The organism is Nocardia australiensis, from assembly GCF_020733705.1.
GTDB lineage: Bacteria > Actinomycetota > Actinomycetes > Mycobacteriales > Mycobacteriaceae > Nocardia > Nocardia australiensis.
Genome location: NZ_JAJFZM010000002.1, coordinates 265,439 through 287,769 on the forward strand (window position 1 = coordinate 265,439; position 22,331 = coordinate 287,769).

The 22,331-nt window shown below is 63.9% G+C and carries 20 protein-coding genes; 13 read left to right on the forward strand and 7 right to left on the reverse strand.

The features are described from left to right. From LKE06_RS15980 to LKE06_RS15995, 4 genes are all read right to left on the reverse strand, one after another. Entirely contained in the window at positions 1 to 1,188 is a 1,188-nt protein-coding gene (locus LKE06_RS15980; RefSeq protein WP_227999788.1) for an NADH-ubiquinone oxidoreductase-F iron-sulfur binding region domain-containing protein, read from the reverse strand. Between the two features lie 162 nt (positions 1,189 to 1,350). After that, on the reverse strand, positions 1,351 to 1,737 hold the full coding sequence (locus LKE06_RS15985; protein ID WP_227999790.1) for a Rieske (2Fe-2S) protein: 387 nt from the start codon (positions 1,735 to 1,737) through the stop codon (positions 1,351 to 1,353). Then, on the reverse strand, positions 1,737 to 2,891 hold the full coding sequence (locus tag LKE06_RS15990; protein ID WP_227999792.1) for an amidohydrolase family protein: 1,155 nt from the start codon (positions 2,889 to 2,891) through the stop codon (positions 1,737 to 1,739). Before LKE06_RS15990 ends, LKE06_RS15985 begins: the two co-directional genes overlap by 1 nt. Next, entirely contained in the window at positions 2,888 to 4,039 is a 1,152-nt protein-coding gene (locus LKE06_RS15995) for an amidohydrolase family protein (protein ID WP_227999793.1), read from the reverse strand. Before LKE06_RS15995 ends, LKE06_RS15990 begins: the two co-directional genes overlap by 4 nt. A gap of 692 nt (positions 4,040 to 4,731) precedes the next feature. Here LKE06_RS15995 and LKE06_RS16000 point away from each other — a divergent pair. From LKE06_RS16000 to LKE06_RS16025, 6 genes are all read left to right on the forward strand, one after another. Continuing rightward, positions 4,732 to 5,955, forward strand: coding sequence for an ABC transporter substrate-binding protein (locus LKE06_RS16000; RefSeq protein WP_227999794.1), 1,224 nt, complete (start codon positions 4,732 to 4,734; stop codon positions 5,953 to 5,955). Then, positions 5,952 to 6,818: a branched-chain amino acid ABC transporter permease gene (locus tag LKE06_RS16005; RefSeq protein ID WP_227999796.1), complete on the forward strand. Its 867-nt coding sequence runs from the start codon at positions 5,952 to 5,954 to the stop codon at positions 6,816 to 6,818. The genes LKE06_RS16000 and LKE06_RS16005 overlap by 4 nt, the downstream gene beginning before the upstream one ends. A 1-nt stretch (position 6,819) precedes the next feature. Continuing rightward, the gene (locus tag LKE06_RS16010; protein WP_227999797.1) at positions 6,820 to 8,622 is read left to right on the forward strand and encodes a branched-chain amino acid ABC transporter ATP-binding protein/permease; all 1,803 of its coding nucleotides are present in this window, start codon (positions 6,820 to 6,822) and stop codon (positions 8,620 to 8,622) included. Next, positions 8,619 to 9,356, forward strand: a complete 738-nt coding sequence (locus LKE06_RS16015; RefSeq protein WP_227999799.1) for an ABC transporter ATP-binding protein — start codon at positions 8,619 to 8,621, stop codon at positions 9,354 to 9,356. The genes LKE06_RS16010 and LKE06_RS16015 overlap by 4 nt, the downstream gene beginning before the upstream one ends. Positions 9,357 to 9,438: 82 nt before the next feature. Next, entirely contained in the window at positions 9,439 to 11,040 is a 1,602-nt protein-coding gene (locus LKE06_RS16020; RefSeq protein ID WP_227999801.1) for an AMP-binding protein, read from the forward strand. Beyond that, the gene (locus tag LKE06_RS16025; protein ID WP_227999802.1) at positions 11,024 to 11,791 is read left to right on the forward strand and encodes an SDR family NAD(P)-dependent oxidoreductase; all 768 of its coding nucleotides are present in this window, start codon (positions 11,024 to 11,026) and stop codon (positions 11,789 to 11,791) included. The genes LKE06_RS16020 and LKE06_RS16025 overlap by 17 nt, the downstream gene beginning before the upstream one ends. A 72-nt stretch (positions 11,792 to 11,863) precedes the next feature. Here LKE06_RS16025 and LKE06_RS16030 read toward each other — a convergent pair. After that, positions 11,864 to 13,008 (reverse strand): IS3 family transposase gene (locus LKE06_RS16030; protein WP_372477370.1). Its coding sequence is split into 2 segments (ribosomal slippage): positions 11,864 to 12,741 and positions 12,741 to 13,008, totalling 1,146 coding nucleotides; the frame shifts between segments, so codons are not numbered across the junction. A 330-nt stretch (positions 13,009 to 13,338) separates the two neighbouring features. On the opposite strand from LKE06_RS16030, the gene LKE06_RS16035 reads away from it, so the two are divergent. After that, entirely contained in the window at positions 13,339 to 14,451 is a 1,113-nt protein-coding gene (locus tag LKE06_RS16035) for a coiled-coil domain-containing protein (RefSeq protein ID WP_227999804.1), read from the forward strand. Positions 14,452 to 14,900: 449 nt separating this feature from the next. Here the strand turns inward: LKE06_RS16035 and LKE06_RS16040 are convergent, their stop codons facing one another. Next, positions 14,901 to 15,329, reverse strand: a complete 429-nt coding sequence (locus tag LKE06_RS16040) for a VOC family protein (RefSeq protein ID WP_227999805.1) — start codon at positions 15,327 to 15,329, stop codon at positions 14,901 to 14,903. Between the two features lie 256 nt (positions 15,330 to 15,585). Here LKE06_RS16040 and LKE06_RS16045 point away from each other — a divergent pair, with 256 nt between their 5' ends. Continuing rightward, entirely contained in the window at positions 15,586 to 16,182 is a 597-nt protein-coding gene (locus LKE06_RS16045; protein WP_227999806.1) for an HdeD family acid-resistance protein, read from the forward strand. A 253-nt stretch (positions 16,183 to 16,435) separates the two neighbouring features. Here LKE06_RS16045 and LKE06_RS16050 read toward each other — a convergent pair whose 3' ends face one another. Next, complete coding sequence (locus tag LKE06_RS16050; protein ID WP_227999808.1) at positions 16,436 to 17,425, reverse strand: helix-turn-helix transcriptional regulator; 990 nt, start codon at positions 17,423 to 17,425, stop codon at positions 16,436 to 16,438. 63 nt (positions 17,426 to 17,488) lie between these two features. On the opposite strand from LKE06_RS16050, the gene LKE06_RS16055 reads away from it, so the two are divergent. The 5 genes from LKE06_RS16055 to LKE06_RS16075 all read left to right on the forward strand — a co-directional run bounded on the left by LKE06_RS16055 (position 17,489) and on the right by LKE06_RS16075 (position 22,235). Next, positions 17,489 to 18,631, forward strand: coding sequence for an epoxide hydrolase family protein (locus tag LKE06_RS16055; RefSeq protein ID WP_227999810.1), 1,143 nt, complete (start codon positions 17,489 to 17,491; stop codon positions 18,629 to 18,631). Positions 18,632 to 19,292: 661 nt separating this feature from the next. Then, on the forward strand, positions 19,293 to 20,048 hold the full coding sequence (locus LKE06_RS16060) for a prolipoprotein diacylglyceryl transferase (RefSeq protein ID WP_227999812.1): 756 nt from the start codon (positions 19,293 to 19,295) through the stop codon (positions 20,046 to 20,048). Beyond that, positions 20,045 to 20,410, forward strand: coding sequence for a hypothetical protein (locus LKE06_RS16065; RefSeq protein ID WP_227999814.1), 366 nt, complete (start codon positions 20,045 to 20,047; stop codon positions 20,408 to 20,410). The genes LKE06_RS16060 and LKE06_RS16065 overlap by 4 nt, the downstream gene beginning before the upstream one ends. 5 nt (positions 20,411 to 20,415) lie before the next feature. Next, positions 20,416 to 21,966, forward strand: a complete 1,551-nt coding sequence (locus LKE06_RS16070) for a radical SAM protein (RefSeq protein WP_227999816.1) — start codon at positions 20,416 to 20,418, stop codon at positions 21,964 to 21,966. Then, positions 21,963 to 22,235: a hypothetical protein gene (locus LKE06_RS16075; protein WP_227999818.1), complete on the forward strand. Its 273-nt coding sequence runs from the start codon at positions 21,963 to 21,965 to the stop codon at positions 22,233 to 22,235. The genes LKE06_RS16070 and LKE06_RS16075 overlap by 4 nt, the downstream gene beginning before the upstream one ends. Positions 22,236 to 22,331: the final 96 nt, after the last annotated feature.

Here is a 22,331-nt window from a genome sequence, read left to right on the forward strand (position 1 = left end):
TCAGAGGTGGACTGCCAGTTCGCAGGGGGCGAGACTTACTGCGAACGGCGCCGGCTGATAGTCGTCGCGGGTGGATTCGCATGCGCCACAAACGCTGCCGAGGTGTTGGATGATCAGGGTGTCGAACTGGTGAAGTAGCGTGGCAGCGACCGTGGTCGCGCCGTCGAGCGTGCCGCAGGCGCCGCGCCCGCGTAGTTCCCGGGACCATCGCCGCAGGATGTCGACATCTCCGTGGGTTGCCTGTCCGTTGGTCAGGGCGCGCAACGTCTGGCTCATCGCTGCGGTGCCGTTGAAGCAGGAGCCGCACTGTGCCGCGTTCTGCTCTGCAAAGAAATCCATGATCGCGCTGGCGACGGCTATGGGGCATTCCTCCGCGTCGAGCAGGCTCACCGCGCCGCATCCGAGGCCGGCGCCGCGCGCTGCCAGGTCGGCGTACCCGAGCGGGGTGCCGAGGATCGCCGGCGTGTGCAGGCCTCCGAAGTACCCCCCGACAATCAGTCCCGGGGAATTCGTGGCGTTCAATCCGATCGCTCCTAGAACGTCGGACAGTGTGGTGCCGAACGGCACTTCGCAGAGGTGCGCTTCGCTTCGGGTGGTCAGTGTCAGCAGTAGGGTTCCGGCATCGGCTGTGGTGCCCACGGATGCGTAGTCTTCGAGGCCCAGGGTGTTGAGCAAGGCGAGTTGAGCAAGGGTTTCGACGTTGCTCACTACTGTCGGACGTTCGTGAACGCCGCTCTCGGTCGGGCGGGGCGGCTTGTCGGCGGGTAGGGCCGGTCCGCCCTCTAGCGCGCGGATGACTGCTGTCTCCTCACCGGCAACATACGTACGCTGAACCCGCACCACTTCCAGGTCGAGGTCGGGTCGCGTCGTCGAACGGGCAAAGTCGGTGCGGGCTTCCACCACACTGGCCTCGCATTCTGGATCCGAGACATAGATGTATCCCGTGTCCGCTCCGCTCAGAGCGGCGGCGATCGACAGGCCGTCGATGACGAGTGAAGGCCGATGGGCCAGTAGCCAACGGTCTTTCACCGATGACGGCTCGCCCTCTTCACCGTTGGCCACGACGATGACTTCACCCGATGACCGCTGGACCGCGGCGAGTTTCTTGGCGAGGGGGTACCCGGCTCCGCCGCGGCCACGTATGCAGGCCCGGTCGATCTCTTCGAGCAGTGCTGCACGCGTCGCCAAGGGTGCATATCCGCCGTGTGCGAGATAGGCGTCGTGAGACTCGCGGTGTTGATCGCCTGAAAGGATGCGATCGCGAACGTTGTCATACCGCAGCGTCGTGCTCAATACACGGGGCAAGCTGAGCCGTTGTGGTGCTTCGGATTGCTGCATGTCGATGGCGTCCTATGCCGTAACGATGATCTTGCCGTCATCGATCCGGACGGCGTAGACGGGTACAGATACGCCTGGTTCGACGACGGGTTCGCCGGTGGCGATTTCGAAGCCCCACTGATGCCACGGGCAGTAGACGAATTCACCGTCTCGCACCTCGACGGCACCGCCGGGGGCCTCGGGGCGGGCTTGGGTGACACCTCGGGTGCGCCCTAGGCACAGTGGACCTCCCTCGTGGGGGCAGTAGTTGGCGATTGCGTGTAGCCGCCCGGCGATGTTGTAGACGCCGACCCCGTGACGCCCGATCGGCGCGATGATTCGGTGGCCTGGCGGTAGCTCTTCTGCCAATCCGACGACGTGCTCGCGACCGTGGATAGGGACAGCCGGTGTGGTGGTCATCAGATCGGCCTTCGCTGATTCGCGATGGCGGGAAGGTGCTTCGGAAGCCGAAAAACGTTCAACGCGTTGGTTGCCATGATCTGCTCGCGCCATCGTGCCGGCAGGTGTTTGGCGAGCCACTGAGGGTCGTCGAAGGTCCAGTGGGGGTAGTCAGACGAGTACATCAGCAGGCGGTCAGCGCCCATCCACTCCAGCGCGTTGGCAAGTTCGATCTTGTCGTCGGGATAGTCCAACGGTTGTGTGGTGAACCAGATGTTGTCGTAGACGTACTCCGAGGGGCGGCGGCGCGGCAGGGGTTCGGGTCCCTTGAAATTCATGTCGAACGCGGCGTCCATGCGCCACAGCAGCGGCAGTATCCAGTTGAATCCGTGTTCGATGAGCACGATTTGGAGCGTGGGGAATCTATCGAAGACCCCGTCGAAGATGAGGCTGACGACTTGGTTGGCTGCGAGCATCGAGTAGCCGACCATCATGTCGTGGTTGTAGGTCATGAATCCCACCGGCGACATCGGCAGGTCATGATGTTGGCCGCGGTTGAGATGGCAAGCGACGGGAAGTCCGTGGTTCACCGCTGCCTGCCAGACGGCATCGTATCGGGGGTGGCCCCACGCGGGTTTGGGCTCGGCATTGATGAGGACCTGCACCATGCGTGGATCATCGCCCCAGCGTTCGATCTCGGTGGCGGCGGCAATGGGGTCATCAACGGCAGCTGAGATTGATCCCTTGTAGCGACCGTGCCAGTTGGTCGAGTCGTGCAGCCAGCATGCTTCGAGCCATCTATTGAGGCCTTCGCAGATGTATTGGGTTTCTTGCTCGGTGTGCCCGACGGTGATGAGCGGGGCCAGTATCGCGATATCTGATCCCGCTCCACGGATGAGCTGTTCGAACAGCAAGCCGGGATCAGATCCGGCGCAGTTGCCGTCGTCGGGGAAGGCGTCGGTGCGCATTGCCTGACTCCGGTTGTAGTCCGGCGGGTCGTAGTAGATGGGGTTGCCCGCCAGCTGGTTTCTGGTCGTGTAGAGCTCTCGGAACGCCGGAGCCAGGAACTGATCGAACTCCCCGAGTCTCGGTGTCGGGTGCACATCGTTGTCGACTACCCGCACCGGGGTGAGTGCGGTGGGCGGGGGCGTGGATCGCTCGCTGATCGTCGTCACCGGTGGGCTCCATTCGGTTCGGTGCCGCGAGCCGATATGCCGTCGCCTCGCCGGTCGATGGCCGGTAGGCCGTACAAGCGTGCAGCGGTACCTCCAGCCACCCGGGCACTTTGAGCTGCGGTCCACCCGTCTGGAAGCCGGTCGGGAGTGACCATGTGCCATGCGGGATAACTTGATCCGTAGAGCACGTGATGCTCCTTACCGGTCATGCGTAGCCATTCCGCCGCCATCGATGAGTGCGTCGGGCCGTCGAGGAGGCCGTGGACGAAATAGACGTGGTCGCCGACATAGCGGCTCGGTAGTTGCGGAGCCCAGGGAGTCTGGTCCAGATGTGGCCGGCCGAAGGTGTCGAAACGCCAGAGAATCGGCGTCATCATGTCAGCGCCGCCGTCGGTGAAGACGATCTCGAGGTCCGGGAACTCCTCGAAGACACCCTCGGCGATCATGTTCAGCAGGTGCCACACGAATGCCAGAGGTTGATACAGGAAGTGGTGGCGGAAAGTTCGCGGGGGCCCGGAGGGGGTCGACGGGTGGGTCGTACCCATACCCGATTCGATGGCGATCGCCACGGGGAGGTCGTGATCGCAGGCCGCCCTCCACAAGGGCTTGAACCGGGCAGCTCCGAAGGGGTCGAGAGATTGCAGCGCAATACCCACCTGTGCGACCCGAGGATGGTCAGCCCACCGGTCGATCTCGGCGACGGCGCCCTCGATGTCGCGGGTGTTGACACGGATGGTGCCGCGGAAATGCTCGCAGTACTCGCCGGCATCCAGCCAGCGTTCGACCAGCATGCGGTTGGTCGCCGCAAGGATCGCTGACCCTAGATGCCAGTCCGGGAGCAGCGTGGCCGCGCTCGCGGGATGCAGGATGGCGTAGTCGTTGCCGAGGGCGGTGATAATTTCGGCACCGACGGTACCTGGATCGGATCCCGGGTGGGGGTGTGTGCCGCGATCAACAATGTGCGACCGATCGACGTACTTCGGCCAGGGTGGTGCGTACCAAGAAACATCGACATGCGGGAATCCACGACTAGCGAAAGGCTCTGAAAGATAATCACGCAAGTCATCATCTGATTCGAAATGAATCTGCACCTTGGCGTCGACCTGCGGCGCATTAATGGAGAGAAGCTGGCGCCCTTGTTGTCTCACGCAAGATATGACAACACATCACATTGACTGCTGGCAACAGCTATTGTAATTCATCAATGTGGGTTTCCAGCAATAAATAAAGAACACATTCTGGGCATGATAGAAAGCTGACAAAGTGGCCCAGAATGTTGTTGGCCATGTCGAGGTCGCCGCTGAACGCAGTCTTCAATGGAACTCCCTGGGCAGTGACGGATGACAGTTGGGACTATCACCGTCACCGCCCAGGGCCCCAAGTTCCCGATTCGAAACGGACTTTCTCCTGGTCGCGGATAATTGTTGTACCGTTGGCTACTCGGGGCTCGTATAAGCGATTCGCGTCAAGCCGATCGCGAGGAATCAGATTCGGCTTCTTCGTGCAGCTCGAGCCAGCTTCGGAGCGCCTCGTCGACTATCTGCTGGACTGTGAGCTGATTACGAGCCGCGCACACCTTGACATCTCTGATCAGTTTCTCGGGAAGTCTGGTCGAAAACGTTTGTAAGTGGGCATCCATCTGATTTGCATACCTTTCACTTGATCTCGACCGCCCTGCTGAGCGGCCTGCCCGGGCCGTACATCTGTGTTCGTCAGGCTGCAAACAATCTGACTCGGACCTGTTTTCCTGCTTTCCCAACACGAAGTTCACCCATGTGTATGGTAGCCACCAAGCAAGCACTTGGTGGGCAAAGGAAAGGCATGCTGGATGGTTCGCTGTTTGCGCAGCTCGACCGGTATAACGGCGTTGCTGGCACTGATCGTGGTGGCTGGATGCGGTGGCCCGAGACTCGGGGAAGAGGCCGAATCGGGCGGCCCGTTCCGGGTGTTCTTCACTGCCGACTTGACCGGGGCGTCGGCCGCACTGAGCCGGGGACTGCTCTCCGGGATGAGGGTCGCGGTCGACTCGGCGAACGCCGCGGGTGGGATCGGGGGGCGACCGGTAGTTCTCGACGTGAACAACGACCAGAACGATCCGACCAAAGCGGTGAGTGCGCTGCAAGAGCGCATCAACTCCGGTTCCGCGCCGAGCCTGGTCTATCCGGGCGGGTCGTCGGCGGTCGCCCTGTCCTTGCTCCCGATCACGACCCGCTCGGGCATTCTCAGTATGGGTGCCACGGTGGCGGCGCAGCTCAACGATCCGGCGAAGTTCCCGTACCACTTCGGGACCGCCGAGCCTACGGCCGCCTACATCCCGCCGTTCGTCGATGTCGCACGCTCGCACGGCTTCACCAAGATCGCCATGATCTACTCCAACGATTCCACCGGTCGAGCCACCGAAGCCGGATACCGCCGCGACCTGCAGGCAGCAGGACTGGACTTTCAATCGGTGGGCTTCCCGGCGGACGCGCTGGATGTGACACCCCAGCTTGCGCAGTTGCAGGCCGGGCACCCAGATGCGCTGATCTTCGAAGGGTACGGAGCCCCAGCGCAATACATCATCCGTTCCCGCGCGGGTATGCGCTGGACCATACCGAGCTTTTCCACGCAGCTTTCTGCCACCTATCCCTTCGTGCACAACTTCTCGCCGGCCCAACTCGAGGGTGTGCGAGTGATCCAGGCGAACTGGACGGTCGACGAGGGCCGAACGCCCGCCGAAATGAGCACCTTTATCGCGCAGGTCAAACAGACCCCCGAAGGGCAGTCGTTGACTGAGACCGGAGTGCGAATGCCCGTGGTTGCAGCGGCAACGGTCCAGCTGGTGAGCTACGCCGCCGCGCACAACGGCGGCAAGACCGACACTGAATCCCTCATCAAGGCGCTGTACAAGCTCCCTGTCGACGGTGCGGGCGCTACACCGTGGGTGACAGATTCGAAGGGCCCCAACATCTACCGGTTCACACCGGAGAACCACTTTCTTACCGCCCCATCTCAAATGTTCGTCTATGTCGATCCCGGCGCATTCGACGCTCAGGGGATGTACGTGCCGGGGAAGCGCTCATGACCACCGTCTGGCAGGGCCTGGTACTGGGCAGTCTGTACGCGCTGGTTGCCGTCGGCTACAACATCGTGTTGTTGTCGGCATCAATCGTGAACTTCGCCTACGCCTTCATCCTCGCTGCGGCGACGTATGTGGCGCACGTCTTGACGGTAGAAGTCGGGATGCCGTGGCCGGTGGCGGTCCTGCTGGGTGCTCTCACCCTGGCCCTGCTCAGTGCGGCAATTGAACTCTTCGCATTGCGCCGTTTGATCGCCCAGCACCGGCACCTCACCGCTCTCATCGTCACCATCGGTATCAGCCAAGTCATCGAGGGGACCATCATCGTGGTTTACGGTGACCAACCCAAAGCGGTCGAGACCGTGCTCAGTGGCAACACGATCGAGCTGCTCGGCGGCCTCGTTCGCCCCAACGACCTTCTGATCATGGCGCTCGTAGTACTCGTTGCCATCGGGCTGCACCTGATGACCTCGCGCACCATGATCGGATTGGGGGCCTTGGCAAGCGCGGAAGACTCCGATGCGGCCACCGCTCGCGGAATCAACGCCCAAGGCATCGGCATGGCCGCCTTCGCCCTCTCCGGCGCGATCGCGGGTGGACTCGGGCTCTTCGTGGCTGGAAACACCTACGCCGACCCCAACCTCGGACATTCCCTCGCGGTCCTCGGAATCGTCGCGGTGGTCATCGGCGGCGCGGGCAACCAACTCGGTGGACTCATCGGCGGCATCGTCACCGGACTGATCGGTGCGGTAGCAGCCCGTTACCTGGGAGCCGAGTACTCCCAGGTCATGATCTTCGTTCTGCTCCTTGTCATCTTGCTGATCAAGCCCAGCGGGTTCTTCGGGGCACCGGCGCAGAGGGCGGTCTGACATGCACACACTTCGACGACTATCGCCCTACCTTTCGGTGCCGCTGCTGCTGATCTTGCTGATCGGGCCCTACTTCGGCCTGATCAACGCCGTCGGCGCTCGACATATCATGTTGATCGCGGTTCTCGCACTGATGGTGTCCGGACTGAACCTCGTCCTGGGCTATGCCGGAGAACTCGCCGTCGGCCAGGTCGCTTTCTACGCCATTGGTGCCTACGTAGCAGGTTTCGCCGGAATGTCGCTCGGACAGACCGACCTCTTCGTCGGCATTGCCGTGGTATTGGTCGTCGCCGTGGCAGTCGGCCTGCTCACTGGCGTGCCGAGCCTTCGTTTGTCAGGTTGGCCCCTGGCAATGGTCACGTTCTTTCTCGTGTTGATCGTGCCCAACCTGATCCAGATTTTCCAGCGGTGGACCGGAGGCGGAGACGGCATGGCCGTCGACCGTGCCACCTTCGTCGGCGCGCCGATCGGCGCCTACGGCTACTACATCGTCATCGTGCTCGTCACCGCAGCATGGTTCCTGATCGTCCGCAACGTCATCCTCTCACCGCACGGAACGAGCTTCCTGGTGCTCCGACAAAGCCCGGAACTCGCGGGCGCACTGGGACTTTCGGTCTATCGGACCAAGCTGAAGGTCTACACCCTATCCACAGTCGCCCCTGCTCTCGGCGGCGCACTCTTCGCTTGGCTCGACGGTTTCGTCGCACCGGACTCATTCACCTTCGGTCTCGCGATCACCGTGCTCGCGGCGTCGGTACTCGGCGGCGGGACGTCGATCTACGGCGCCATACTGGGCGCGACGGTCCTGCACTTCACCGAAGACTCGCTCACCGCCGCCAACCAGTACCAGCTCATCATCTACGGACTGTTCCTCGCCGTGATCGCCATCGCCTTGCCCGACGGAATCGTCGGCCTGATGCGTGACCGGCTCGCGCGCTTCTTGCCGGTTCCCGGGAAAAGTACCGACGACGACATTCCCGACACGCCATTGAGTTTGGGCGCCCTAACGGGCCGAGTCGTCCACGTCGAGCATCTGTCGAAGTCCTTCGGTGGAAACCACGCGGTCCAAGACGTCGCGTTCACCGCCCGGCCTGGCCAGATCACGGCCCTGATAGGCACCAACGGCTCCGGCAAAACCACAGTGCTCAACATCATCAACGGGTTCCTGAAACCCGACAGTGGCACGGTGAGTCTGGGCGATGCACCCAGTACGACCGTCCTGACGTCCCGCAGCGTCGATGCCGTCGCACACGCGGGAGTCCAGCGAACCTTCCAGACACCGATCATGCCCAGTGGTGTGTCAACGGTCGACTTCGTCGCCCTCGGCGCCTACACCGGCAACCCGGCCAGCCTCGTGCAGACCGTATTGCGGTTACCCGGTTACCGACGACGCCTTCGCGATGCCACCACGCGCGCCGAACAACTCCTCAACACACTGGGTTTAGCTACTACAGCGCACAAAGACGCCGACTCATTGCCGCTGGGCACCCGGCGCATGGTGGAGTTGGCTCGTTCACTGGCCGCGGGGCCTGTGGTGTTGCTTCTCGATGAAGTCGGCTCAGGTCTCGACGAGGCCGACCTCACCCGGCTGGAACACGTGCTGGGATTGGTTCGCGATGCAGGCGCAACCATCATCTTGGTCGAGCACAACTTCCCGCTCGTCATGCGGTTGGCAGACCATATTCATGTGCTCTCCAGAGGCCAGACCCTCGTGGAAGGACCGCCCTCGGTCATACGCGCTGACGCCCGGGTCGCCCAGGAGTACCTCGGTGTCAGCCACGGTGTAGCAGGAGATCGGGCATGACCACGTTAAAGGTGCAACACCTCACTGGCGGATACCGAGACGTCACCGTGCTCCGCGACATAGATTTGACTGTTTCCGCGGGCGAACTCTGTGTCGTTCTCGGCCGCAACGGGGCAGGCAAGACCTCACTCATGGCGGGCATTGCCGGCCTGCTGCCCACAGTGCGTTCAGGATGTGTACTGATCGACGATCGCGATGTCACGACCATGCCCGCCCACCGACGCGCCGCGGCCGGTATCGCGCTCGTCCAGGAGGGAAAGCGAGTCTTTCGCGGACGAACGGTCGAAGAGAATCTGCTACTGGGAACCTACTCCGCCAAAGGTTGGTCGCTGCGGTCACGTGACCGCAAGGAAGCGCTCGCAACGGCCTATCAACGGTTCCCGATCCTTCATGACAAGCGGTCCGACAAGGCCGGTGGACTCTCAGGTGGTCAGCAACAGATGCTCGCTATCGCGCAGGCCCTAGCCGCGCGACCGCAGATCCTGTTGCTCGATGAACCTTCCGCCGGACTGGCGCCGGCGATTCAAGCTGAAGTCTTCGCGACCGCAACCACCCTGCGGGACGACGGCCTCGCCGTCATTGTGGTCGAGCAGCTCGTCGACAGCGCGCTCGAGGTCGCCGATTCCGTGGTTGTACTCGACTCCGGCCGCGTAGTCTCCTCCGGCCCTCCCGACAAGTACCGCAACAGCACACTTCTGCAAGAGGTCTACCTGGGTAGGTCGAGAGAGGAATGAAGCCGCCGCGCAATCCCCGCCATCCCGTGTCCGGACACGGCCCCACCTTTGTAGCGATGATGATCGGCGTTAGGAGCGCGTAATGCAGACCGCATCAACCATTCCGGCCATCCTGCACAGGAACGCCGCGCAATGCCCGGACGCGGTCGCCGTCGCCGACGACAGCATCACGCTGACCCACTCCCAACTCCTTGCCGCGGCGCGTCGTATCGCGGGTGCCTACCTCGATCGTGGCGTCGCTTCCGGAGACCGCGTGGGCATTTGGCTGCCCAATAGCGTCGAGTTCATCGTGTCGCTACTCGGCGCCCACCTCGTCGGCGTAGTTCCCGTGCCCCTCAACACCCGCTATCGCGGCGCCGAGGTTCGAACCATCCTGCAACGCTCGCGCGCAAAACTCGTCGTACTCGCCGACGGCTTCCTCGGCACTGACTACTCGACGATGCTGCTCGAGGCGTGCGACGGCGACGCCCTCGACCCCGCCGGCGCTCTCCCGGCATTGTCGACGATCGTCGACACTCGATCGCAAGGTCACCACGCCACCCTCGGCTGGAGCGAGTTCCTCCGCGGCGCTGACCGCCACGCCCCGTCGGACATCACCGCACTCATCGAGACTGTCACTCCGGACTCTCTCAGTGACATCCTGTTCACGTCGGGAACCACTGGGATTCCCAAGGGCGTGATGAGTACCCATTTCCAAACCACTGGGGTCGCTGCCGCGTGGGCACACGGCGCCGGACTCACCCCGAACGACCGGTACGCCACTGTCAATCCGTACTTCCACGCCTTCGGATACAAAGCAGGAATCATCGCCGCGCTCAGCGCGGCATGCACGATTTACCCGGTCGCCAAGTTCGAACCCACTGAACTGCTCCGACTCATCGATCAGGAAAAAATCACCGTACTCCCTGGTGTTCCGACGATGTTCCTGTCGCTGATCAATCACCGCGACCGCGCAGCATACGACCTGAGTTCCCTGCGATTTTCGATCGCAGGGGCCGCCTCGGTGCCCCCGTCGTTATTCCGTGACATGCGAGACGTCCTCGGTATCGACACCATCGCGCAAGCCTACGGATTGACCGAATGCGTGGTGGCGACCCAATCGCGGCCGAACGAAAACCCCGAGCACATGGCAACAACGACCGGCCCCGCCATACCCGGTATCGAAATCTGCGTCGTCGACAACGACGGCGCCGAGCTACCCGTGGGAGACGACGGTGAGGTTCTGTTGCGTGGCCGGTACGTGATGGTCGGCTACTTCGAGAACCCAGAAGCGACCCAAGCCGCCATCGACAACGCCGGATGGCTGCACACCGGCGACGTCGGGCACATCGACGAACATGGGTGCCTCACCATCACCGATCGCGTCAAAGACATGTACATTGCTGGCGGTTTCAACGTCTACCCAGCGGAGATCGAAAGCGTCCTGCACGAGCACCCCAGCGTCCACGATTGCGCGGTGATCGGAATCGACGACCCGAGGCTAGGGGCAGTGGGCAAAGCCTGGATCGTCACGAACTCGTCCCCTGCGAATGCGGACACACTCATCGCCTGGTGTCGCGAACGACTCGCCAACTACAAAGTGCCGCGCGAAATCGAGTTCGTCGACGACCTGCCCCGCAACCCCTCGGGAAAGATCGCGAAACGCGAACTGCGCGAAAGGACCCCGCATGCCTCCGCTGACTGATCCGTCCGCCATAGCGTTGGGCTTCGAGCCCGATGACGCCATCATCGTCACTGGCGCAGCCAGCGGCATCGGCCGCGCAACCGCCCTATTTGCGGCGGCCCTTGGACTGAACGTGTCCGCATGGGATCGAGACAGCGACGGCCTCACACAGCTACATGCCTCGTCCAAACAACATCCCTTCGCGTCCCGCGTACACACCCAACTAGTCGATGTCACAGACGAATCAAGTCGTCAGGCCGCGTTATCCGATACCGCTGCAAGCCTCGGCGTCCCTCGATACCTCGTGAACAACGCAGGACCCTCCTCGCATATTGACCTCAACTTCGACGACGCAGTGCGAATCAGCGTCGGCAGTGTTCGCGGACTGACCGCGGACTGGATGGCGGTCGGACCTCCCGCGGACGCGGCCACGGTAATGACCGCATCGGTCGTCGGCACTCGCATCGGCACCGATAACGACTGGTATGCAACCAGCAAGGCCGCCTTGTTGGGCTACGTCCGCCACCTCGCCGTCCACCATGCGCAACGGCTTCGAGCAAACGCAATCGCGCCGGGAATGACCGACACACCTCGGATGAGCGGCTTCATCGACTCCGAGGCAGGCACGAAGGTCATCAACCGAATCCCTCTCGGCCGCATGGGCGATCCAGCAGAGATGGCATGGACGATCCTGTTTCTACTGTCGCCGTTGGCGTCCTATATCAGCGGTCAACTGCTCACCGTCGACGGCGCGTGGACGGTGAGTCAGTGACGTCTCGCTCACCTACGTTCGACCTCTGCTGGGACTGCCCCGAGATCAGTTGACTCGCGGGTAATGGGGGTTTCAGGCCGCGAGTAGGGCCTGGTTCAGGGTTTCATACTCGATCGGGGTCAGTCGTGCGAGGCCCCGTTGGCGGCGGCGTCGGTGGTAGGTCCGTTCGATCCAGACGACCATAGCCAGCCGGAGTTCTTCTCTTGTGGCCCAACGCTTTCTGTCGAGTACGTTATGTTGCAGCAGCGCGCACCACGATTCCATGGCGGCGTTGTCCGCGCATGCGGCTACCCGGCCCATGGAGCCGCGTAACCCGTTGTTGGACAATAGTTTGCAGAATTTCCTGGAGCGGAATTGGCTGCCGCGGTCGGAATGGACGATCGTGTCGACCGGCGACCGCAGGGCGATGGCGTTGCGTAGCGCCGCCACCGCCAGCGATGCGGTCATTCGTTCGTCGATGCTGTAGCCGACGATCCGGTTGGACCACACGTCCTTGACTGCGCAGATGTAGAGCTTGCCTTCGTCGGTACGGTGCTCGGAAATGTCGGTCAACCAGACCTGGTTGGGCCGCTGGGCGGTGAAATCCCGGGCGACGAGGTCCTCGTGCACCGGAGGGCCCGGCCGGTTGGTGAGGCCGGGCTTCTTAGCGAAGCAGCTGAAGATACCGTGCAGCGAGCACAGCCGCTGGATCCGGTTCTCCCCGGCCTCGTAGCCGAGGTCGGCGAGTTCGTCGGCGATGAATCGGTAGCCGAATTCCGGATCGTCGGCGTGAATGCCGAGTGCGGCGTCGATCAAGTGTGCGTCATCCCGATCTCGTTGCGAGACAGGGTTTTTACACCATTTATAGAAAGCTTGTTTGGAGAAACCCAACACCCGGCAGGTCACCGCGACGGGAATCCCGTCGTCGGCAAGGTCGAGGACCAGCGGGTATTTCATTTTGGGGGCAGCTCGCGGGCGAAGAACGCCGCCGCCCTGCGCAGGATCTCGTTTTCCTGCTCCACCAACTTCAACCGTTTACGCAGCTCACGCAGCTCTTCGGTGTCGGCTTTGGTGACGCCGGGACGGCTGCCTTCTTCTATGTCGGCCTGTTTCAACCAGTTCGCCAGGCAGCTTTCCGATATCCCGAAATCCTTCGCGACCTGCCGCAACGTGGACTGTCCTTTACGGGCCACGGCGACGACATCACGACGGAATTCTTCGGGGTAAGGCTTCGGCATGGTCGTGCATCCTCTCACGGAAGAGACCGAATGGTCTCTTCAGGTCAGGAGTCAACCGAAGCCGGGGCAGTCCCCTTCGCATGAGACAGGACAGTACCAGGCTGCCCACTTTTCACGTAGTTCCGTTGTAGTTACGTTACGTGCACTGTGACCAAACGTAAACGAAACGAAGGCGCCGAGTTTCAGTGAGGCTCCGGGATCTGACCGCCGATAAGGTTCACTTATCGGCGGTCAGCGCGGCGACGCTATGTGCGAGCTTTCCTGGGGCGCTGCAGGTTTCGTTTCGTGTTAATACGTTGGAAATGACGAAAACAACGCTACGATACGAAGGTGTCCACTGCATGTAACTATCCGGGCTGCTCCCGACCCAGCGTTCGCGGGAACGGGCCCGGTCGCCCCTCGGAGTACTGCGACCATCCCGAGCACACGCGATGGCGCGCTTGGCGGGAACGTCAACGGCAGCAGCAGGAGTCCGAGAGTTCGGCCGCTACCGTCACTGTGACGCAACAGGGGCCGGTGACAGTAGCCCGACTGCGCGCCGATGAACTGCTCACCCAATTCCGTGGACTAGCAGATCAATTGGGTGCGACCCTCAATTCCGCCGTCGCCGAGCTGTCCACGCTGGCCGACCCGTCCATTGCCGAAGCGCAGGTCCAAGCCGTGCAGGCGGATGCCGCGCGCCGGATCGCCGAGGCCGAGATAGCGGCGGTGGCATCCGAGCAGGCACGCCGCGATGCTGAGGAAGCCAGAACGGACGCGGAATCGGTTGCCGAAGACGCGGCGAATTCGGCCGAGCACGCCGAAAGACTGGTCGGCGCGGCGGATGTCGCCCGCGACGACGCCTTGCGTGAAGTGGAGCGAGCCACACGTCAAGCGGCTGACGATGTGTTCGCAGCGCGCCGCGAGGCGGAGGCCGAGGTCCGCACGGTGCGACGCGAGACCGCTGAGGAGGTCGAGCGGATACGGCAGGAGGCGGCCGACCAGATAAAGCAGGCTCAGCAGCGCGCGGATAACGAGATCGCGCATGCCGGGCGAGAGGCTGCCGCGCGAGTGGCCACAGCGCATTCCGAACGCGATCTCACCGCACAACGCGCCGCCGATGCCGAGCGTGTGGCCGAGCGGGCCGAGCAGGCGGCGGCCGAACGACTCGAAGCAGCTAACGAGGCACGTGCCGAATGGCGCAGGGTGCGAGCCGAACTCGACGCGGCTCGCGCCGAACTGGTTGACACGCGCCGCGCGACTGCGGTCGAGCTTGGCGCGGTACGCGCCGAGGCAACGGCAACTATCGAGAAGGCGAGAACCGAAGCCGCACACCGCATCGAGGCGTTGAACGAGGCGCGCGCCCAAACCCTCACCCGCGCCGAGCGCGCCGAACTCCAGCTCGACGCGCTACTCGCCGAATCCAGAGGCACATCCGCGTCACACACACCCGCACCCGACTGACATCGATCTGCCGCACCGACAGACTTACAATTAGCGCATCATGGAGCCCTCTCGGCGTTCGCCGGTGATATGCCATTGACCGTTTGCTCGACACTCAGATAGACGGGTCCGCGTGGCATGGTGACTCTCTCGCGACCGTTGTGTGACTGCGGCGCGGGCGAAACTGCGAGAACAACCGGTCACTTTTGCTGCGTCGGCGGAATCTTCTCGGCCAGTTCGCCGTCGGCGGGTTCTTACCGGGGTCCCGGTAGTAATCGCCGAAAATCCAACGAAGTTCGAGATGTCGCCTGGTAGCGGGTGATTCGGTGGTTCCGGCTGCGTGTTGGGGTGGTTGATGCTTGGCTTGGCTGCTGATGAGGTTGGTCGGCGTGTCGGAGGTTGCTCGCTGCAAGGCCGGGACCGGTCTTGCAGGAGCCGCCGTTGCCGCCTCGTCAGTCCGAGGTGGGCCGCTATCCGGCGGGATTCACGGGTGCGGATGTCGGGGCGGGGGGCTCGGCTTCGTCGTAGACGAGTTCGAGTTCGAAACCCTGGCCGTCGACCAGGTGCAGTGCCCGCCCGGTGTCGGTCCGCTCCTGCCAGCCGGCCGCGAGTGCCACCGAAGGCAACTCGGCGCCCTGTGCCGGCTCGGAGGTCCGCAGCGCCAAGTGGTTGATCCCGGCCCTGAGCCGGTCGTGGCCACCTGCCCGGAGCGCGGGCGACTGCTCGATCACCACATAGCTGCCACCCAGCCGCCAGCTGCGGCCGTTCGCCCAACGCTGGAACGGTGTGCAGCCGAGGGCGGTCAGTACGGGCCCCCACTGTTGTTCGGCGAGGGCCAAGTCGTCCATCCATAACTCGACGTGGTGGACCAGCGGCCGATCATTCGTCGCATCATGCATGCATGCATCTTTAGCACTACTCCACGCGGACCTGTCCTCATCCCCGACATCCTGCTCGCATTCTGCAACCACCAACCGCTCGACTCAGCCAGCCGAGAAGGCTCACGGCTCCGTGGCACCTACCTGGCGGCGGCGAGACGCGCGGGGTGTTCCTGACTTCCGGACTCCGAGCGCCTGTTCGGTGACACGGCATCGCCGACACGGCATGTAAGGCAAACCTCGGGTTATCCGCGTGTTGTGGTCATATCATGTCGCTATGCTCGAAAACGAGAGCGCGGGGCGTAGCGGCGTGCCTACCCGAAGGGCCCGGCCTGCGGCGGTGATGGTCGGTGGCTGCACAGTGGTACTTGGTGCGATCATCGCGATGTGGCCACACAAATCGGTGGATATCGCTGGGTTGCTGTTCGGGCTGTATCTGGTGCTCAGTGGGGTGCTTCAGGTCATCGTCGCGGTCAGCGCGCGCTTCGCGATGGCGCTGCGCATCCTGGTGTTCGTCAGCGGGGTGCTCTCGTGGTTCTTGGCTCTGTTGTGTTTTACCAGCGGCGATTTGGTGCTGTTGCTCGGTATGTGGGTCGGACTCGGCTGGACGATTCGTGGGGTCGTGCAGGCGACCGTCGCGGTGTGGACCGACGAGCAGCTCGAAGCCGGCAAACAAGAACTCTTCGGCCTGTTCACTGTGGTGCTCGGAATCGCGCTGATCGTCGTTCCTTACGACTCGCTGGAGAACATGGCGAAAGTTGCCGGCGGGTGCCTGATCGTGATGGGCGCGCTCGAGATCCTGACCGTTACCCGCTGGCGTGGCACCGTGGTCGGCGTACCTGAGGCGGGCCGAGTTCCGGTGTCGCCCAACTGAGCTGGCGGCCGCGATCCGCACCGCCGCGGACGCATTGGGCGCGGGGACATCATTCTTCTCGAATTGCACCGTCCCGGAACGCGATTCAACTTCGCCGGACGATCCGACCAGAGGGGTACATTGCGATCGAATAGTGGCCCGACGACTACTCAGCAATCCGATACGCCATCGACCGCGGATTCGCGATGACGCCCAGAGTGGCTTGTGGTTGGGGCACAGATCGTTTTCGGCCCACGCTTCGTCGGGGTGCGGATCATGATGGGCGGTCAGCCGAACCGGGTGCGTCGTCGCGGGGCGTGATGGCCGCGGTGACGCGGTGCGCCAGCGCGCGTAGGTGGTCGATGAGTTCGGGTGGTTCATGCACGTGGAATCCAAAGCCGAAAAGTCCGGTGTAGACGGCTATTTCGTCGAGTGAGTTCGAGCCGGTGTGCAGCAGACAGTGCCCATCGTCGATCGCCTCGATGACACCGACGGTTGGCGGGATGCGGTCCGCCGCGACGGCGGCCGATACCTCGAGGGTGATGCGCACCTGGTAGCGATAGGGGGCGGTGCTGACCCCGCGGGACACCCAGCCGCCCAGGTCGACCTCAGGCGCCTCGCGCGGGGTGAATCGTGGCCCGTTGGGGATGCGCGGGCGGAGGCGGTCGACACGGTAGGTGCGCCAATTCTTCTTCTCGACGTCCCAGCCGACCAGATACCAGTGCCGCCCGGTGTGCACGAGCCGATGCGGTTCGGCCGCCCGCTGGATCTCGGAACCGTCGTGGGTGCGGTAGTCGAAGCGGAGCTGTTCGTGGTCGCGGATCGCGGCGGCGATCGTGGTGAGGACGTCCGCGTCCACGGACGGCGTGCCTGCCGGCAAGCTGACGGTCGCCGCCTGGAGCGCCGAAACTCGGTGACGCAACCGGGCCGGGAGGATCTGCTCCAGCTTCGCGAGTGCCCGCAGCGAACTCTCCTCGATGCCGGTGATCGTTCCGCCCGCCGCGGTGCGCAACCCGACCACGACGGCGACCGCCTCATCGTCGTTCAAGAGCAGCGGGGGCAGCTTGGTTCCCGCGCCCAGGCGATAGCCGGCCGCTCCGGCGACCGCGTGCACGGGGTAGCCGAGATTCCGCAGCTTGTCGATGTCGCGGCGGATGGTTCGTGCATCGACCTCGAGGCGTTCGGCCAGGTCGGCGCCGGTCCATACACGGGGTGTCTGCAGGAGCGCCAGGAGTTCGAGGAGGCGAGCCGAAGTTTCGAACATTCTGCGTATTCTTCCGCAGAGCTAGGGCGGTGGTTGTCCTAGCCACTCGATAATGTCGTTCTCATGAGCGCAGAGATCACTCCCTTCCGTATCGACGTCCCCCAAGTCCAGCTCGACGATCTGCATCGGCGACTGGAGGAGACCCGCTGGCCGGACGGAGTCACCGGAGTCGGCTGGGCGCAGGGCATTCCGCTCGACTACACCCAGGAGCTGGCGCGGTACTGGCGGACCACCTACGACTGGCGGGCGCAGGAGGCTCGACTCAACGCGTTCCCCCAGTTCCGCACCGAAATCGACGGTCACGATGTGCACTTCATCCATGTCCGGTCCGCGGTGCCCGGCGCCATGCCGTTGATCCTCACCCACGGGTGGCCGGGATCGATCGTGGAGTTCCTCGACGTGATCGGTCCGTTGACCGATCCGGTTGCGCACGGCGGCCGTGCCGAGGACGCGTTCGATGTTGTCGTGCCGACGATCCCCGGATTCGGATTGTCCGGGCCCGCGGTCGGCTGGTCGACGAGCCGGGCCGCGCGGGCCTGGGCCGAACTGATGCAGCGGCTCGGCTATGACCGCTACGCCGCACACGGGGAAGACACCGGCGCGGCCATCTCGCGTGAACTGGCGGTGATCGATCCCGAGCACGTCGTGGCGCTGCACGTGACGATGATCGCCTCGGCCACCGTCACTCCTGAGACGGCCGACTTCGACAATCCTGCCGAGAAGCGCGCACTGCAGCAGGCTCAGCGCGCACAGTACGAACTCGGCGCGTATGCGATGTTGCAGGCCACTCGCCCGCAGACGCTGTCCTACGCGCTAGCCGATTCCCCGGTAGGTCAGCTGGCGTGGATCGTCGAACGATTCAAGGACTGGACCGACTCGACCGACGTGCCCGAAGACGCCGTCGATCGTGACGCGATGCTGACCAACGTCATGATCTATTGGCTCAACGGCACCGCGGGCTCGTCGGCGCGCTACTACTACGAGGGCGCCGCGACGTGGGGGAGGCCCGAGCCGGAGACCGATGTGCCGGTCGCTGTGGCGGTGTTGCCGCAGGACCTCGGCATCCCCGTCCGCCGCATCGCTGAGCGGAACCACAACATCGTGCGGTGGACGGAATTCGATCGAGGCGGTCACTTCGCGGCGATGGAGGAACCGGACCTCATCGTCGACGACCTGCGTGCCACATTCCGCGAATACCGAAAATAGACACGGAAACTCGCGCTTGATCCCGTGGTAGCGGATCTAATCCCAGAAGCTTAGGACCTCGAGTAGCCGAGGGCTGACTGCCAGCAAGAACCCGCGGCGACCGATGCCGGCGCCTCGACCGGACCCACGATCATTCCTGGTCTCCGGTCGAGGTGCGCACCGCGTCACTCGTCATCTCACTGGCTCAGCGTGACTTTTCCCGCCGTTGGACCCCACAGGCCGGTCCGGCGCGGTCGCGTCTCGCCTTCTTCAACTACGGTTCGCGCATCGACGTGCAGAGGGGGGCCGTGAGATGACCAGCACCGGTTACGGTGACCTGTAGGGTGGCGCCGCTGAAAACCTCTGGTACAGCGACTTCTTCAGCGGCACCTCCAGTGCGTCACCGATAGTCGTCGGTACCGTCGCGAGCTACCAGGGCATGCTTACCGCCGGTGCCGGGTGTAAGACACCCGATCAGATGCGGGCGCGGCTGCGCGAAACCGGCGACGCCGCAGACCGACGCACCGCAGCGTCCGGCGACGCGGCGGATCGGCAACCTGCCCGATCTTCGCGGTCTGATCGGGTCTAGTGGCAGCTCGAAGCCGCCTGTAAGCCGACTTCGGTTGCCCGACGCGTAGTTCCACTCATGTCGTGTGCGTCCCGCGCCGATTAGTCTCACCACATGGTGCCCAACCTGGTCTTCGGGATTCCGACGCACGGGTTCTTCGTGGCGGTGGGTGTCGCCGTCGCGGCGATCGTGTTCGTCCTGGAATGTAGGCGCCGCGGCGCATTAGGCGAGGAATCGCTCGTCGCGGTCACCGGGGCGCTGGTCGGCGGTGCGATCGGGATGCGGCTGTCGGGCATCGCGGAAACACTCGACCCGCTCGAGAGCTGGATGTTCGGGGCGCGCAGCGTGCTCGGCGGGCTGTTCGGCGCGTACGCCGGTGTGTTGATCGCCAAGCGGATCATCGGGTACACCCAACGCACCGGCGACCTGTTCGCCCCCGCGGTGGCGCTGGGGATGGCGGTCGGGCGCATCGGCTGCCATCTCACCGAGGCGCCAGGTCGACCGACGGAGCTGCCGTGGGGTGTGCACGCACCCGCCACGGTGCCCTCGTGCCCGGGGTGTGTGAGTGGCGTGGCGATGCATCCGAGTTTCCTCTACGAGATCGCTTTTCAACTCGCGGCGTTCGCGGCGCTGGTGTGGGCGCGTGGGCGCGTCAGCGCGCCCGGTGAATTGTTCACCCTCTATGTCAGCGCCTATGCGGTGTTCCGATTTCTGGTCGAGTTCACCCGCGCGAACGACACCGTGTGGCTGAATCTCACACGCCCGCAATGGTTTCTGCTGCCCGGTCTGGTGCTGGTCGTGATCCGGTTGACAGCGGGCTATCGGCGCGGGCACTACGACGTTGTCCTACGACGAAAGGTTGCGGCATGAACATGCCCCCACCGCCGCCTGGTTGGCAGCCCGAGCCGCCGGCGCGGCGCAACGACACCGCGTTGATCGCCGGGATGGCGGTGACCGGAGCGGCGCTGTTCATCGTGGTGAATGCCGTCGCCGGCTTCTTCGTGCTGCTGAATGCGGTGGACACCACTACCGATAACGCTGTCCTCGCGACGGCCGCGGTGGCTAGTGCGCTGGTGGCCTTCGGCGGCGGCGCCGCGCTGATCCTGACCAAGAAGGCGGTGGCCAAGGGCATCGGCATGGGGCTGATGATCGGGTGGGCGTTGGTCACCGTGTGCACCGCGGGATTCTGCACCGGCGTCAACCCGATGATCTACGGGCTGGGGGCACTGTGACCGGCATGCCGCTGCGTGGAGATCGAATCCTGCGCTACGTCAACGCGTTCTGTCCACGCTGCCACGAAGAATCGCCCGACGCGCCGTTGACCGAGGTACCGCGATTGTCGGGCTGGCTGGCCGATCGCGGCGGACGGGTCTATCTGGAGCGCGGCTGCGCCGAGCACGGGATGGTGCGGACCCTCTATGACGAGGACCCGGAAATCCTGGAATACCTCGAACAGTGGACCGCGCCGACCAAGGCGCACCTGCCCGACACGGTGGGTAACTTCGATCCGGTGCCCGCGGCCTACCTGCGCGGGCTGCCCGAGATGCAGACCCAGCACACCTGCATTCTGCTCGAAGACATCACCGATAGCTGCAATCTGCGCTGCCCCACCTGTTTTGCGGACTCGTCACCGGATCTGCGGGGCGTGGTCGCGGTCGCCGATGTGCTCGCCAATGTGGATCAGCGACTGGCGCGGGAGAACGGCAAGCTCGATGTGCTGATGCTCAGCGGTGGCGAACCGACGCTGCATCCCGCGCTCGCACAGTTACTCGCCGAGCTCACCGCCCGGCCGATCACCCGTATTCTGATCAACACCAATGGGATTCGGATCGCTCGCGATGATGAGCTGCTGCGATTGCTGGCTCACCATCGGGAGCGGGTGGAGGTCTATCTGCAATTCGATGGGGTGTCGGCGGCGGCCTCGCAGCATCACCGGGGTGGTGATCTGCGGCGACGTAAATCCGAAGCGCTGGAACGACTCTCGGCGAGTGAGATCTTCACGACACTGGTGATGACCGCCGCGCTCGATGTCAATGACGGCGAGATCGGTGACGTCGTGCGTATCGCCCTGGACACACCATTCGTGGGTGGTGTCTCGATCCAACCCCAATTCGGGTCGGGTCGTTCGAATGCCATCGATCCCATGAACCGGCTCACCCACACCGGTGTGCTGCGCAGGCTCGGGCCGCAGACCGGTGACCTGGTCACCTGGCGGGATCTGACGGCGCTGCCCTGCTCGCATCCGCATTGCTGCTCGGTGGGTTATCTGCTGCGCGACGACGCCGGGCAGTGGCGGTCGCTGGTCTCGCTGATCGGGCACGACCGGCTCAAACAGCAGTTGGGGCTCGTGTCGAACCGGATCGCCGATTCCGCGTTGCCGGCGGAACTGCGCGTGGCCGTGCGGGAATCGCTGCTCGGATTGCTGTCGGAGCAGTCCTCGCTCTCGCATCCGGAGATCGGGCGGGTGTGGCAGAACATTTGCGAGAACTGCGATCTCGGCATGTCGACGCTGCTGACGTTGGCGTCCTCGGCGCTGCCGGGACGGCGCAAGCGATTGCGCACGCTGCTGGGGGAGCGGGTTGTGCGGATCACCGTCAAACCGTTCATGGATTCCTCGACGATGATCGAGGAACGCCTCACCCAATGCTGTGTGCATGTCGGCACCCGCGCCGACACCGACCAGTGCGCGCCGTTCTGCGCCGTGCAGGCGTGGCCGGCGTTGTCGCGGCAGCGGCTGTCGGTCGCGGCACCGGCCGATCGAGCGCTGCTGCCGGTGACGGTGCGATGACCGAACGTCGTGGCGTGTACTACGACGAGGCGACTGCGCAACCGCCGCACGACCCGCTGAACCTGTGCGTCTTCGCGACCGTCGCCCTACTGACCTGGCTGATCGGACCATGGGCAGTGGTGGGTTTCGCGGTCATCGGGTTCGCCGGTTACTGGCGTGCATGGCGAAAGGGGTTGCGGTGCAGCAAATGCTGGCTGCGTGATACTCGGCTGGTGCTGGCGTACCTGATGATGCTCGCGGCGGTAGGAGTGGTCGCGGCCCTGCGCTGACAGTTCCCGGACAATTCGCTCCCTCGGTGGCTCCTCCATATCGGCGGTCCGGCAAACACCCGGGCAACGGTGGGTGTCGGAATGCTATGGGGCTAT